This is a genomic window from Roseomonas sp. 18066 (assembly GCF_902706185.1).
Classification (GTDB): domain Bacteria; phylum Pseudomonadota; class Alphaproteobacteria; order Acetobacterales; family Acetobacteraceae; genus Pseudoroseomonas.
On record NZ_CACSJM010000071.1, the window covers coordinates 16,345 to 30,465 of the forward strand.

Annotated in this window: 12 protein-coding genes; 8 read left to right on the forward strand and 4 right to left on the reverse strand. The window is 72.5% G+C overall.

The genetic code is table 11. The features are described 5' to 3' along the window. Positions 1–41: 41 nt before the first annotated feature. Positions 42–965 (reverse strand): LysR family transcriptional regulator, encoded by a 924-nt coding sequence (locus GVN67_RS15570; RefSeq protein ID WP_159997563.1) that lies wholly within the window; start codon positions 963–965, stop codon positions 42–44. Positions 966–1,064: 99 nt separating this feature from the next. Here GVN67_RS15570 and GVN67_RS15575 point away from each other — a divergent pair, with 99 nt between their 5' ends. Then, the gene (locus GVN67_RS15575; protein ID WP_159997564.1) at positions 1,065–2,270 is read left to right on the forward strand and encodes an MFS transporter; all 1,206 of its coding nucleotides are present in this window, start codon (positions 1,065–1,067) and stop codon (positions 2,268–2,270) included. Here the strand turns inward: GVN67_RS15575 and hemH are convergent. The 3 genes from hemH to GVN67_RS15590 form a co-directional block, all read right to left on the reverse strand. Further along, the gene (gene hemH / locus GVN67_RS15580; RefSeq protein WP_159997565.1) at positions 2,267–3,298 is read right to left on the reverse strand and encodes a ferrochelatase; all 1,032 of its coding nucleotides are present in this window, start codon (positions 3,296–3,298) and stop codon (positions 2,267–2,269) included. The two genes, GVN67_RS15575 and hemH, sit on opposite strands and share 4 nt — an antisense overlap. Beyond that, complete coding sequence (gene hemC, locus GVN67_RS15585; protein ID WP_159997566.1) at positions 3,295–4,242, reverse strand: hydroxymethylbilane synthase; 948 nt, start codon at positions 4,240–4,242, stop codon at positions 3,295–3,297. Before hemC ends, hemH begins: the two co-directional genes overlap by 4 nt. Positions 4,243–4,308: 66 nt before the next feature. Then, the gene (locus tag GVN67_RS15590; RefSeq protein WP_159997567.1) at positions 4,309–5,799 is read right to left on the reverse strand and encodes a catalase; all 1,491 of its coding nucleotides are present in this window, start codon (positions 5,797–5,799) and stop codon (positions 4,309–4,311) included. 183 nt (positions 5,800–5,982) lie between these two features. Between GVN67_RS15590 and GVN67_RS15595 the strand changes: the two genes are divergently transcribed. From GVN67_RS15595 to GVN67_RS15625, 7 genes are all read left to right on the forward strand, one after another. Next, positions 5,983–6,189: a DUF2945 domain-containing protein gene (locus GVN67_RS15595; RefSeq protein WP_159997568.1), complete on the forward strand. Its 207-nt coding sequence runs from the start codon at positions 5,983–5,985 to the stop codon at positions 6,187–6,189. 470 nt (positions 6,190–6,659) lie between these two features. Continuing rightward, positions 6,660–7,238 carry a sigma-70 family RNA polymerase sigma factor gene (locus GVN67_RS15600; protein ID WP_159997569.1) on the forward strand — a complete coding sequence of 193 codons (579 nt, stop codon included), beginning with the start codon at positions 6,660–6,662 and terminating at the stop codon, positions 7,236–7,238. Then, a complete protein-coding gene (locus GVN67_RS15605) occupies positions 7,235–7,987 on the forward strand; it encodes an anti-sigma factor (RefSeq protein WP_200845274.1) in 753 nt (250 codons plus the stop codon). Before GVN67_RS15600 ends, GVN67_RS15605 begins: the two co-directional genes overlap by 4 nt. Before the next feature lie 157 nt (positions 7,988–8,144). After that, positions 8,145–8,768, forward strand: a complete 624-nt coding sequence (locus tag GVN67_RS15610) for a LysE family translocator (protein ID WP_159997571.1) — start codon at positions 8,145–8,147, stop codon at positions 8,766–8,768. A gap of 94 nt (positions 8,769–8,862) precedes the next feature. Beyond that, positions 8,863–10,101 carry a DUF2252 family protein gene (locus GVN67_RS15615; protein ID WP_159997572.1) on the forward strand — a complete coding sequence of 413 codons (1,239 nt, stop codon included), beginning with the start codon at positions 8,863–8,865 and terminating at the stop codon, positions 10,099–10,101. 273 nt (positions 10,102–10,374) lie between these two features. After that, positions 10,375–11,877, forward strand: a complete 1,503-nt coding sequence (locus GVN67_RS15620) for an ATPase domain-containing protein (RefSeq protein WP_159997573.1) — start codon at positions 10,375–10,377, stop codon at positions 11,875–11,877. Then, the gene (locus tag GVN67_RS15625; RefSeq protein WP_159997574.1) at positions 11,877–13,973 is read left to right on the forward strand and encodes a hybrid sensor histidine kinase/response regulator; all 2,097 of its coding nucleotides are present in this window, start codon (positions 11,877–11,879) and stop codon (positions 13,971–13,973) included. The genes GVN67_RS15620 and GVN67_RS15625 overlap by 1 nt, the downstream gene beginning before the upstream one ends. The last annotated feature ends 148 nt before the right edge of the window (positions 13,974–14,121 follow it).

Here is a 14,121-nt window from a genome sequence, read left to right on the forward strand (position 1 = left end):
ACGGCGTTCGGCACGCAGCTTTCGGCCGGGGGCCAGCCCTGTCAACGCGAGGGCCGCGCCAGCCCGGTGATGCCCGGCAGCCGGGCGCGGATCAGCGCGATGAATTCCCGCAGCCGCGCGGGCTGCAGGCGGCCGGCGGGGTAGATCAGGTAGACGGGCAAAGGCGCCGCCTGCCAGCCCGGGGCCAGCTGCACCAGCCGGCCGGCGGCCAGGTCGTCCGCCACCACCCAGGCCGAGACCACCGCCGCCCCCACCCCGGCCAGGCAGGCGGCGCGCAGCGCATAGAGGCTGTCGGTCGCCATGCGCGGCCGCATCGGGATGCGCTGTGTTCCGTGCTGCGGATGGGTCAGCAGCACCTCGTCGCGGTAATAGGTGGTCAGCGCCAGCCAGGGCAGGGCAGCCAGGGCCTCGATTCCGGTGCCATCGGCGCCGAGGCTGGGGGCGGCCACGGCGATGCGCGGCACCTCGGCCAGCAGCACGGCGACCACCGAGGGGTCCTCGACCCAGCCGACGCGGATGGCGCAGTCGATGCCGCCATTGACGAAATCGGGGGCGCGGTCGACCAGGCGCCATTCGACCTGGGCCTCGGGCCAGGCGCGCAGATACTCGGCCAGCGGCGCGATCAGCTGATCCTGGCCGAAGGCATGCGGCACCTGGACACGCAGCAGCCCGCGCGGCGCGTCGCGGGCGCCGCGCAGAGAAGCCTCCAGCGCCTCCCAGCCGTCGAGCAGGTCGCGCGCCTGGGCCAGGGCGCGCTCGCCCTCGGCGGTCAGCGACAGGCCGTGGGTGGAGCGGCTGAGCAGGCGCAGGCCCAAGAGCCGCTCCAACTGCTGCAGCCTTCGGCTGATGGTGGGCTGGCTGACGCCGAGCCGCCTGGCCGCGGCCGAGAGGGTGCCGGTCTCGGCCACCGTCAGGAAGCTGCGCATCAGCTCGAGGCGATCGGCGCCGTCGCGGGGCTCGGTCATACGCCGGACGTATCATGCTTCTGCGGGGGCGGCCACTACAGCCCTGCTGCGCTGCGGGATATCTGACGGACCACCCTTGCTGCCGGAGGCTTTTTCCCGATGTCCGCCCTGAACCTTACCCATACGGCCGATGCATCAGTCGAAGCGGGGCCGAGCCCTGGCCTGGTGCTGCTGCTGGCCAGCGGCGCCGGCTTCAGCGTCGCCTCGCTCTACTATGTCCAGCCGATGCTGGGGCTGCTGGGGGATGCCTTCGGCAATCCGGGCGCCGTGGGCCTGGCGCCGATGCTGGCGCAGCTGGGCTATGCGCTGGGCATCCTCCTGCTGGCGCCGCTGGGCGACAAGTTCGACCGGCGGCGGCTGATCCTGGCCAAGGCGGCGCTGCTGGTCCTGGCCCTGGCCGGCACCGGGATGGCGCCGAGCCTGCCGCTGCTGCTGGCCGGCAGCCTGGCCATCGGGCTGACGGCGACGGTGGCGCAGGACATCGTGCCGGCGGCGGCCATCCTGGCGCCGGCGGCGCAGCGCGGGCGGCTGGTGGGGACGGTGATGACCGGGCTGCTGCTGGGCATCCTGCTGTCGCGCGTCGCCAGCGGGATCATCGCCGAAAGCTTCGGCTGGCGCGCCGTCTTCCTGCTGGCGGCCATCGCCGAGACCGGCATCCTGGCCGCCAGCTTCGCCTGGCTGCCGCGTTTTTCCCCGACGACGCGGCTGCCCTATGGCGCGCTTCTGCTGTCGCTGCTGCGGCTGTGGCAGGGGCAGCCGTCGCTGCGGCGGGCGGCTTTCGCCCAGGCGGCGCTGGCGCTCGGTTTCTCGGCCTTCTGGTCGGGGCTGGCGCTGATGCTGCACCAGTCCTACGGGCTGGGCAGCGCCGCGGCTGGCGCCTTCGGCCTGGCGGGGGCGGCGGGGACGCTGGCGGCACCGCTCGCCGGGCGGCTGGCCGACAAGCGCGGGCCGGCGGTGGTGACGCGGCTGGGTGCGGCGATCTCGGCGCTGTCCTTCGCCCTGCTGCTGGGCGCGGCGCTGGCCGGGCCGCTGCCGATGCCGGTGGCCCTCGGGCTGCTGGCGCTGGGCGCGGTGGGCTTCGACTTCGGCGTGCAGGCGGCGCTCGTCGCGCACCAGACCATCGTCTATGGCCTGCAGCCCGAGGCGCGCAGCCGGCTGAATGCCCTTCTGTTCACCAGCGTCTTCATCGGCATGGCCGGTGGCGCCGGGCTCGGCGCCCTGGTGCAGGGCTTCGCCGGCTGGGCCGGGGTGATGGGGCTGTCGCTGGCGGCCTCGGTGGTGGCGCTGGCGCTGCGGCTCCGCTAGCGCCAGCCGGAGAGCTCGGTCGCCACGATCTCCTGCAGCAAGTCGATGGCGGCGGGGGTGTCGTTCAGGCAGGGGATGACGGTCATCTCCTTCCCCCCGGCATGCTCGAACTCTTCCCGCAGCTCGTTGCCGATCTCGTCCAGCGTCTCGATGCAGTCGGCCATGAAGCCCGGGGTGATCACCGCGATGCGGGTGACGCCCTGGGCCGGCAGCGCGGTCACGAACTCGTCCGTGTACGGCTCCAGCCAGGGCTCGCGGCCGAAGCGGGACTGGAAGGTCAGCGGCATGCTTCCGGCGTCATGGCCGAGCGCGGCCCGCAGCGCGGTTATCGTGCGCTCGCATTCGGCGACATAGGGGTCGCCATTCTTCACATAGCGCAGCGGCAGGCCGTGGAAGGAGACGACGATCTTCTGCGGCGGCTCGGCCAACGGGGCGAGCGCGTCGCGCACCGACTGGGCGAGGCCGGCAATATAGCGCGGATGGTCGGGAAAGGGGGGCGCGATCCGCAGCACCGGCTGCCGCCGCATCTTCAGCAAGGCCCGGAAGGCGGCGTCGTTCACCGTCGCGGTCGTCGGCGCGCTGTATTGCGGGTAAAGCGGCAGCAGCAGGACACGGTCGCAGCCGGCTTCCTGCAGCGCCAGCATCCGCTCCTCGACCGAGGGCTTGCCGTAGCGCATGGCCCAGTCGATCACCGGGGCGCCCTCGCCCAGCGCCGCGCGCAGCTTCTCCGCCTGGGCGCGGGTATAGGTGCGCAGCGGGGATTCGTTCCGCTCGTTGTTCCAGATGCGGCGGTAGAGCGCGCCGCTCTTCTGCGGCCGCTTGCTCAGGATGATGCCCTGCAGCAGCCCCTGCCACAGGAAGGGGCACAGCTCGATCACCCGGCGGTCGGACAGGAATTCGGACAAATAGCGCCGCAGGTCCCAATAGCCGGTGGAATCCGGGGTGCCGAGATTGACCAGCAGGACCCCGGTGCGGGTGCCGAAGGCGTCGGGCAGGACACCGCCGGTGGGCGGATTGATGAAGCTCATGCAAAAAGATCCGCGGGGCTGTCGGCGCGCAGCAGGTCGCCGAGGGTCAGGCCCAGCCGGGCGGCATCGGCAGGGGCGCCGGAGAGGCTGCGGCGCGCCAGGAAACTGCCATCGGCACGGGCCACCAGTCCAGTGACGCTCAGCCGCCCATCCGGCAGCAGCCGGGCCAACGCCCCGATCGGGGTGCGGCAGGAGCCGTCGAGGGCGGCCAGCATGGCGCGTTCCGCGGTGGCGGCCAGGCGGGTGGGGCGGTGGTCGATGGCGGCCAGCATCGCGAGCGTGGCGCTGTCCCCGGCCCGGGCGGTGACGGCGATGATGCCCTGGCCGGCGGCCGGGACCATGTCTTCCAGGGTCAGGGCGACGCTGTCGCCCTGACAGAGCCCCAGCCGGTTCAGCCCGGCCATGGCCAGCAGGGTGGCGCAAAAGTCGCCCGAGGCCAGGCGGGCCAGCCGGGTCTGGACGTTCCCCCGCAGCAGCCCGAAGCGCAGGTCGGGCCGGGCCTGGCGCAGCTGCGCCATCCGCCGGGCCGAGGCGGTGCCGACCCGGGCGCCGATCGGCAGGGTGGGAAACGGCAGGGCATGCTCCTCCGGCGGGATGCCGGGGGCCAGGATCAGGGCGTCCCGAGGATCCTCGCGCGGCAGGTGGGCGGCGATCACCAGGCCCGCGGGCAGCTCGGTCTCCAGGTCCTTCAGGCTGTGGACGGCAAAGTCCACACGGCCGTCGAGCAGCGCCTCATGGATCTCCTTGGCGAACAGCCCCTTGCCGCCGAGGGCCGCCAGCGAGCGCCGCTGCTCGGCATCGCCGCTGGTCGACAGCGGCACCGCCGCGCCAGGCAGGCCCAGCGCCTGCAGCACCAGCCGGGTCTGGGCCAGGGCCAGGGGCGAGGCCCGGGTGCCGGCGCGGAAGGGGAAGGCCAGGGCGGCCGGCTGCAGGGCAGCGGACATGGGGCAGGGCTCCGGGCAGAGAGACCCGCCCCGGCGCGGCAGCGCCGGGGCGGGAATGGGCAGAAATTATTCGGCGGCCTGGCTGGTGGTGGGGGCCGAGCCGCTCTCGCCATGGGTGCTCGCGATGGCGGCCGCGACGCCGGCGCCATAGGCAGGGTCGGCCCTGGTGAACTGGGCCAGCTGGCGGTCGATGATGGCGCGCGGCACGCCCTGCATGGCGCCGGCGATGTTGTGGAACAGCCGCTGCTGCTGCGCTGTGTCCATCAGGCGGAACAGGTTGCCGGGCTGGGTATGGTCGTCATTGCCGGCGCGGTGGTCGTGATGGTCGGCGTCACCCGTGAGGCGCAGCGGCGGCTCCTGGGCGGCGGGGGCCTCGACCGGGCCGTCGAAGGAATTCGGCTCGTAATAGGCGTCGGTGCCGACCGGCGCGTCGAAGCGCATGGCGCCATCGGCGTGGTAGTGGTGCACCGGGCAGCGCGGGCGGTTCACCGGCAGCGCCTCGTAATGCGTGCCGACGCGGTGGCGATGCGCATCGGCATAGGCGAAGAGCCGGCCCTGCAGCACCTTGTCCGGCGAGAAGCCGATGCCGGGGACGATGTTCGACGGCGAGAAGGAGGCCTGCTCGATCTCGGCGAAATAATGCTTCGCGTTGCGGTTCAGCTCCAGCACGCCGAGCTCGATCAGCGGGTAGTCGGCATGCGGCCAGACCTTCGTCAGGTCGAAGGGATTGTAGGAAGTCTTGTCGGCGTCGAGCTCCGGCATGACCTGGAGGCAGACGCGCCAGCGCGGGAAGTCGCCGTGCGCGATGGCATCATAGAGGTCGCGCTGGGCGCTCTCGCGGTCGCTGGCGATGACGGCATTGGCCTCGTCATTGGTCCAGGTCTTGATGCCCTGCATCGACTTGAAGTGGAACTTCACCCAGAAGCGCTCATTGGCCGCGTTGATCAGCGAATAGGTGTGGCTGCCATAGCCGTTCATGTGGCGATAGCCCTGCGGCAGGCCGCGATCGCTGAACAGGATGGTCACCTGGTGCAGGCTTTCGGGGGAGAGCGACCAGAAGTCCCACATCGCCGTCGGTGACCGCATATTGGTCGCCGGGTGGCGCTTCTGGGTGCGGATGAAGTCGGGGAACTTCATCGGGTCGCGGATGAAGAAGACCGGCGTGTTGTTGCCGACCAGGTCCCAGTTGCCTTCCTCGGAGTAGAATTTCAGCGCGAAGCCGCGCACGTCGCGCTCGGCATCCGCCGCCCCCCGCTCGCCGGCGACGGTGGAGAAGCGCAGCAGCGTCTCGGTCACCGTGCCGGGGCGGAACAGCGCGGCCTTGGTGAAGCGGGTGATGTCCTGCGTCACCGTCAGCGTGCCATAGGCGCCGGAGCCCTTGGCATGCACCACGCGCTCCGGGATGCGCTCGCGGTTCTGGTGCGCCAGCTTCTCGATCAGCCGGTAGTCCTGCATCAGCAGCGGGCCGCGCGGCCCGGCCGAGAGGCTGTTCTGATTGTCGGGGACAGGGGCGCCGGCGGTGGTGGTCAAGATCGGGCGGCGGGCGGTGTCGGACATCGAAGCGAGCTCCTCATGGCAGGGATGGACCCTGTCTAGCAGCAGCACTTCGATCGGATAAATCGATCCTGTCTTATCGTGCGATAGGGAAAAGCGAATGGTGCGCAGCCTATCGCCCGCCCGGCAACTTCGCCGACCGGGCCCGGTTGATCCGGCGTGGCCACGCATCGGGAGGATGACATCATGACCAAGGCGCTGAAGCCGGGCGACGCCGTGCGCTGGAACAGCCCCGGCGGCGAGGCGCATGGCGAGGTGGTGAAGACGCTGACGCAGCCGACCCGGATCAAGGGCCATGCGGTCGCGGCCTCGAAGGACAATCCGGAGCTGCTGGTGGAGACGCCACAGGGCAAGCGCGCCGCCCACAAGCCTGCCGCCCTGACCCGGGAATGAGCCGCCGGGGGGCATGGGCGGATCGCCAGGCGGAAATTCCGCCCAGCCCAGGGTAAATTGTAACAACCTGGCCCGGCCGGGAATATCCGCCGCCTCGCGCCGGTCTTCGTATCGGGGTCTTCCTGTCAGGGCTCTTCGTATCGGGCCGAGGGGGCGAGGCAAGGGCCATCACCGCACGACATCCGCCACGCGCGACCGCCGCGACGGGGCACAGGCCTGCGCCGGCCAGGCGGCGGGCCGCGCAGCGCGCTGGGCAGCGCTTTGGGCGGAACCCGGGCCGCCCTGACGCTTTTTCCGGCCCAGGGCGCCGCGCTTCCGCTAGCCTGGGGTCGAGCGGCGTGGCCGGCCCTGCCTGGCCGGGCGAAGCAGGAGGCACGATGCCCTTTTCCGGAACCGCCGCGCCGCGCGGTGGCGCGACCCCAGTCCTGCTTCCCGAAGCCCTCCCCCCAACCGGGCGGAGAGGCTGACGCGTGACCTGGCGTGACCGGTGGCGAAGCGGACCGCGGCCCTCCAGCCCGGCCTCGGAATTCGATACGGTGGTGCTGGCGCATCTGGATGCCGCCTATGGCCTGGCGCGCTGGCTGGTGCGCGACCCCCATCTGGCGGAGGACGTCGTGCAGGAGGCGGTGCTGCGGGGGTTGAGCTATTTCGGCTCGTTCCGCGGCGATGACGGGCGCGCCTGGTTCCTGCGCATCGTCCGCAACACCGCCTATACGATGCTGGCCGCCCGCCGCCAGGGCGAGGGCCTGGCGCCGCAGGGGGAGGGGCTGGATGACGACGCCGTGCTGAACCTGCCCGACCTGGCCGACACCCCCGATGCCGCGCTGTCGCGGCGGCAGGATGCGGCGCAGCTGGAGCAGGCGCTGGCCGCGCTGCCGGTCGAGCTGCGCGAATGCCTGATCCTGAAGGAGCTCGAGGAGCTGTCCTACAAGGAGATCGCCCGGATCACCGGCGTGCCGGTCGGCACGGTGATGTCGCGTCTCTGGCGGGCCCGCCGTGCCCTGATCGCCCCGGATGGGAGGACGGCCGGATGGGAGGACGGACAGTGACCACCGACCCCTGCCAGGAGATGCATCTGCTGATCCAGGCGGATATCGACGGCGAGCTGCAGGCGGCCGAGGCCGCGCGCGTCGCCGCGCATCTGGACGGCTGCCCGGCCTGCGCCGGGCTGCAGCGCCGGCTGATCGCGCTGTCGGGCAGCCTGCGCGACGGCATCCCGCGCCACCGGGCGCCGGCGCATCTGCGCGAGGCGGTGCGCCGCCGGATCGCCCGGCCCGACGCGCCGCCGCCGCCGCCGCAGCGCCGGGGCGCCTGGCCCTTCGGCACGGCGGCGATGGGGGCGCTGGCGGCGGCGCTGGCGCTGTTCGTGCTGCTGCCGGGCCCGGACGGCCGCGACAGCATGCCGGACTGGGTGGTCGCAGCCCATATCCGCGCGCTGCAGCCGCAGCATCTGCTCGACGTCGTCTCGGCCGAGCAGCACACGGTCAAGCCGTGGTTCGCCGGCCGGCTGCCTTTCGCGCCGCCGGTGAAGGACCTGGCGGCGGCCGGCTTCCCGCTGATCGGCGCGCGGCTGGACCAGCTGCCGGGCAGCGCCGCGGCGGCGCTGGTCTACAAGCGGCGCGAGCATGTCATCAACCTGTTCATCCGCCCGGCGCCGCCGGAGGAGGACCCGGCCGAGACCGCCGGCAGCCGCGAGGGCTACAACTTCCTGCACTGGTCGGCCGGCGGCATGAGCTTCTGGGTCGCCTCCGACCTGAACACCCGCGAGCTCGACGAATTCGCCGGCCTCTGGCGGTAACGGAGTGGTGACCCCGCGCGCCGCGCGCCGCCCCGTCGCGCGCGAATAAACCAGCGCCCCGCACGGTCTTTCCCCTGTGGCCGCCTGCGCGGCCGTTGGCGGCGGGGGGGCACATGGCGGGCAGCGGAACAGCGTCTGGGGCGCGGCGGACGGGGGCATGCTGGCGATGAGCGCCACGGTGATCTCCCTGCTGATGGGGGCCGGCGTCGGCCTGTCGATCGCGGCGCCGATCGGGCCGACCAGCATGATGTGCATCGAGCGCACCCTCTCGGCCGGGCTGGCGCGCGGCGTGGCCACCGGCTTCGGCGTGGCGACGGTGCACCTGGTCTATGGCGCGCTGACGGTCGCCGGCGGCATCGGCCTGGCGCAGGGCTGGCTGCAGACCGCCTTCGTGCCGCTGGCCTCGGGGCTGCTGCTGCTGTGGTTCGCGGTGCGGGTGCTGCGGCGCGGCGCGGTGGTGGCGGCGGCGCTGGAGGCGCCGCGGACGCTGCTCTCCTCCTACTGGGGGGCGGTCGGCTTCGGCTTCCTCAACCCGGCGACGCCGGTGCTGTTCGCGGCGGCGACGCCGACGCTGCTGGGCGGCGCGGTGGCGCCGCTGGCGCCGCCGCTGATCACCGGCGTCTTCATCGGCTCGCTGACCTGGTGGTGCGCGCTCAGCGGCGGCGTCTCGCTGCTGCGCGACCGGCTGACGGCGCGGGTGCTGCGGGTGGTGAACAAGGCGGCGGGGCTGGCCCTGGCCGGGCTGGCGGTGGCCATGATCGCCCGCGCCTGGAGCCTGTGACGACGCGCGGGCCCTGCGTTACATCTCGGACAGGAAGGCGGTTTCGCCGCCGGCCGGGGTGAACAGCCGCGGCAGGCCCGCGTTCACTCCCCCGATGAAGACAGCATCCGGCGGCAGCATCGACCCGGACCAGCGCGGCCCCGCGCTGGCCGCCCGGCGGGCCCTCAAGATGGCGGCCTCGGCGCATGCCTATGTCCGCGGCAGCACCCTGCGCTTCTACGAATGGCTCGAGGATGGCGGCGGCGCCGCGCTGCCGGAAGGGCCGGCGGCCTGGATCTGCGGCGATTGCCATGTCGGCAATCTGGGCCCCGTCGGCGGCCGGGATGGCGACCTGCAGGTGCAGATCCGCGACCTGGACCAGACCGTCATCGGCAATCCGGCGCATGACCTGGTGCGGCTGGGCCTGTCGCTGGCCACCGCGGCCCGCAGCTCCGACCTGCCGGGGGTCATGACCGCGCGGATGCTGGAGGGGATGGTGGCCGGCTACGAGGCCAGCTTCGCCGAGCCGGCGCTCGCCGGGCCCGGGCGGCCGGCGGCGGATCGCGGGCTGCCCCCGCCGGTCCGCAAGCTGGTGCGCGACGCCGCGCGCCGGTCCTGGAAGCACCTGGCGGATGAGCGGATCGAGGGGGTCGACCCCGCCATCCCGCTGGGGTCGCGCTTCTGGCCGCTGCAGCGCGACGAGCGCCAGGCGCTGCGCGAGCTGGTCGCCACCGAGGCGCTGCGCGACCTGGTGGCGTCGCTCCGCGCGCGCGACGACCGCGCCAGGGTTGCCGTCGCCGACAGCGCTTTCTGGCGCAAGGGCTGCAGCTCGCTGGGCAATCTGCGCTTCGCCGTGCTGGTGGCGATCCGCGCCGGCGGCGACAAGCGCCCGCGCTATTGCCTGCTCGACGTGAAGGAGGCGGTCACCGCGGTCGCGCCGCGCTATGCCGATGCCGCCATGCCGCGCGACAATGCCGCCCGGGTGGTGGAGGGCGCCCGCCACCTGTCGCCGCATCTGGGGCAGCGGATGCTGGCCACCCGGCTGCTGGGCAAGACCGTCTTCCTGCGCGAGCTGCTGCCGCAGGACCTGAAATTCGAGATCGAGGGCCTGGTCAAGGACGAGGCGATCATGCTGGCCCGCTACCTGGCCGGGGTGGTCGGCCGCGCCCATGCGCAGCAGCTCGACGCCGCCGCGCGCAAGGCCTGGCTGGCCGAGCTGCAGCGCAGCCGCTCGAAGACGCTGGACGCGCCCTCCTGGCTGTGGAAGGCGGTGGTGGAGCTGGTCGCCAACCACGAGGCCGCCTATCTGGAGCATTGCCGCCGCTACGCCCTGCAGGCCGAGGCGCTGGCCTGACCGGGCGCGGTGCCGGGGTGTGGGTGGGCCACCCCTGCCAGCGATCTCGCGGCATCCGGCCCGCGCGCGCAACCACTGGTCGCGCTGCCACGTTCAGGCCTGCATGAGATGCCCGTGCCGCCGCCCCGGAAAAGACCGACCCTTCGCGCGAATGGCCAAGGCCAGGCTGGCATCCTGCGCGATGGCGACACGGATCGAGGCCGCCGCCGCTGAAAGCGGCCGGGGCGCGGGCTACACCCGCCGGCGCCATCCTGGCCCCTCTCGGAGCGCTGCATGAACGATCATCCCCAGGCGCCGGGGAAGGCGCGGACCGGTGTCGCCGGGCTCGACGACATCCTGGTCGGCGGGCTGGCGCCGGGCCATCTTTTCCTGCTCGAGGGCAGCCCCGGCACCGGCAAGACCACCATCGCCCTGAGCTTCCTGCTGGAAGGCGCCCGCCAGGGCGAGCGGGGCCTCTACATCACCCTGTCGGAAACGTCGCGCGAGCTGCGCGAGGGCGCCCGCTCGCATGGCTGGACCCTGCCCGACAGTGTCGAGGTCTTCGAGCTGGTGCCGCCGGAAAGCCTGCTGGACGCCGAGCAGCAGCAGAGCCTGCTGTATTCCTCCGACCTCGAGCTCGGCGAGGCCACCCGGCAGATCTTCGAGACCTTCGAGCGCCTCAACCCCAGCCGCGTGGTGCTCGACAGCCTGTCGGAAATCCGCCTGCTGGCGCAGGGCTCGCTGCGCTACCGCCGGCAGATCCTGGCGCTGAAGCATTATTTCGCCCGCTACGGCGCCACCGTGCTGCTGCTGGACGACCTGACCACCGACACGCTCGACAAGACCGTGCACAGCGTGGTGCATGGCGTCATCCGGCTGGAGGAGTTGGCGCCGGAATACGGCGCCGAGCGCCGCCGCATGCGCATCTCGAAATATCGCGGGCAGTCCTTCCGCGGCGGCTTCCACGACATGGCCATCAAGCATGGCGGCGTGCAGGTCTTTCCGCGGCTGGTCGCCTCCGAGCACCGCACCGGCTTCGCCCGCCATGCGCTGACCAGCGACATCGCCGAGCTCGACGCGCTGCTGGGCGGCGGCATCGAGCAGGGGTCGAGCGTGCTGGTGCTGGGCCCGGCCGGCACCGGCAAGAGCACCTTCGCGCTGCAATTCGTCGCCGCCGCGGTGCGGCGCGGCGAGAAGGTCGCGGTCTTCGTCTTCGACGAGGAGCTCGGCCTGCTGTTCAAGCGTACCCGCAACATGGGCTTCGACCTCGAGCAGATGCGCGACAGCGGCATGCTGCATATCGAGCAGCTGGACGCCGCCGAGCTGTCGCCCGGCGAGTTCGCCCACCGGGTGCGCGCCCGGGTCGATTCCGCCCAGGCCAAGACCGTGGTGATCGACAGCCTCAACGGCTACCAGGCCGCCATGCCGGACGAGAACGCGCTGGTGCTGCATGTGCACGAGCTGCTGCAATATCTGAACCGCCAGGGGGCGACGACCTTCCTGACCGTCGCGCAGCACGGGCTGGTGGGCGACATGAAGTCGCCCGTCGACCTCACCTACCTGGCCGATTCGGTGGTGCTGCTGCGCTACTTCGAGGCCGCCGGCCGGGTCCGCCGCGCCGTCTCGGTGATCAAGAAGCGCACCGGCGCGCATGAGGACACCATCCGCGAGTACCGCATCAGCGGCGGCGGCCTCAGCCTCGGCGCGCCGCTGGAGAATTTCCAGGGCGTGCTGCGCGGCGTGCCGACCTTCGTCGGCGCGGCGGCGCCGCTGCTGAAGCTGCCCGACAGCGATTGATGCAGGTCCCCGTGCAGCACCCGCCCTTCGCGCTGATCCACACGCCGCTCGGCCGGGACGCGGCGATCGCGCGGGCCCTGCTGCATGAAACCGGCGCCGTCTGCCATGTCTGCCCCGACCTGGCCGGCTTCGAGGCGGCGCTGGGCGAGGCGGCCTGCTTCGCCGTCGTCACCGAGGAGGCGCTGCGCAATGCCGACCTGACCGGCATCGCCGCGCGGATCGCGGCGCAGCCGGCCTGGTCGGACCTGCCCTTCATCGTGCTGACCCGCGGCGGCGGCAGCCATCCGGAGCGCAACCCGGCCGCGGCACGTCTGTCGGAGCTGCTGGGCAACGTCACCTTCCTGGAGCGGCCGTTCCACCCGGTGACCTTCGTCAGCATCGCCCGCTCCGCCCTCAAGGCGCGGCACCGGCAGTTCGAGGCGCGCGCCCGCATCGACGAGCTGCGCGAAAGCCAGGGCCGGCTGCAGACGGCGCTGCAGGCCGGCCGGCTGGGGTCGTGGGAATTCGATGTCGAGGCCGGGCTGCTGACCGCCTCGGCCACTTGCAAGGCGGTCTTCGGCCTCGGCGCCGAGGCGCCCTTCGCCTATGCCGACCTGCTGGCCGGCATCCATCCGCAGGACCGGGCCGGGATGCAGGCCGCGGTCCAGGCCACCATCGACACCGGCATCGACTACGCCATCGAATACCGCACCGTCTGGCCGGATGGCAGCCTGCACTGGGCCGAGATCCGCGCCCGCCTGCTGCGCGACCGCAACGGCGACCGGCCGCGGCTGGTCGGCGTCTCCTCCGACATCACCGACCGCAAGACCGCCGAGGACCGGCTGCAGCAGGTCAATGAAAGCCTGGAGGACCGCGTCTCCTCGCGCACCGCCGAGCTGAACCGGGCGCATGCCAAGGTGATGGCGGAGGTGGAGCAGCGCGAGCGGGCCGAGGACCAGCTGCGCCAGGCGCAGAAGATGGAGGCGGTGGGCCAGCTGACCGGCGGGCTGGCGCATGACTTCAACAATCTGCTGGCCGGCATCACCGGCAGCCTGGAGCTGCTGCAGACGCGCATGCGCCAGGGCCGCATGGCGGAGCTCGACCGCTTCATCGCCACGGCGCAGCAATCGGCCGACCGGGCGGCGGCGCTGACCCACCGGCTGCTGGCCTTCTCGCGCCGGCAGACGCTGGACCCCAAGCCCACCGACATCGCCGCCCTGGTCGACGGCATGTCCGACCTGATCACCCGCACGGTCGGCCCCGCCATCGCCATCGAGGCCTCGGGCGCCACCGACCTCTGGGCCACGCTGGTCGACCCGAACCAGCTCGAGAACGCGCTGCTGAACCTGTGCATCAATGCGCGCGACGCCATGCCGGATGGCGGCCGCATCAGCATCCGCTCGGAGAATGCGACGCTCGACGCCGCCGCCGCCGCCGCGCTCGACATGCCGCCCGGCCAGTATGCGGTGCTGAGCGTCGCCGATACCGGCACGGGCATGACCGAGGAGGTGATCGGCCGCGCCTTCGACCCCTTCTTCACCACCAAGCCGATCGGCCAGGGCACCGGGCTGGGCCTGTCGATGATCTATGGCTTCGTGCGGCAATCCGGCGGCCAGGTGCGCATCCAGTCGGCGCTGGGCCAGGGCACCACGCTGCGCCTCTATCTGCCGCGGCACGCGGTGGCGATGGCGCCGGCGGCGGCCGGCCTCAGCGCCGCCAGCACGCCGCGGGCGCAGCCGGGCGAGACCGTGCTGGTGGTCGATGACGAGCCCAATGTCCGCATGCTGGTGACCGAGGTGCTGCAGGATCTCGGCTACGACGCCATCGAGGCGGTCGATGGCCGCACCGGGCTGGAGGTGCTGCGCTCCTCCGCGCGGATCGACCTGCTGGTCAGCGATGTCGGCCTGCCGGGGGGGATGAACGGCCGGCAGCTGGCCGATGCCGGGCAGGCGCTGCGGCCGGGGCTGAAGGTGCTGTTCATCACCGGCTATGCCGAGAGCACGGTGATGGGCGACGGGCATCTGGGCGGCGGCATGTCGGTGGTGACCAAGCCCTTCTCGCTCGACGTGCTGGCGACCCGGATCCGCGGGCTGATCACCGGCCGGCCCGCCGCCTAGGGCCTGCCCGCCGCGGCGAAGGCTGCGGGGCGACGACGCGGCTAGCCCCACCCGTCCTTACCCTGGCCGGCAAGGCTGTCGGCGCGGCCGGGCACCGCCTAGGCTGGGCGCCGCAGCAGCCAAGGCGCACCCCCACCATGCCGCTTCC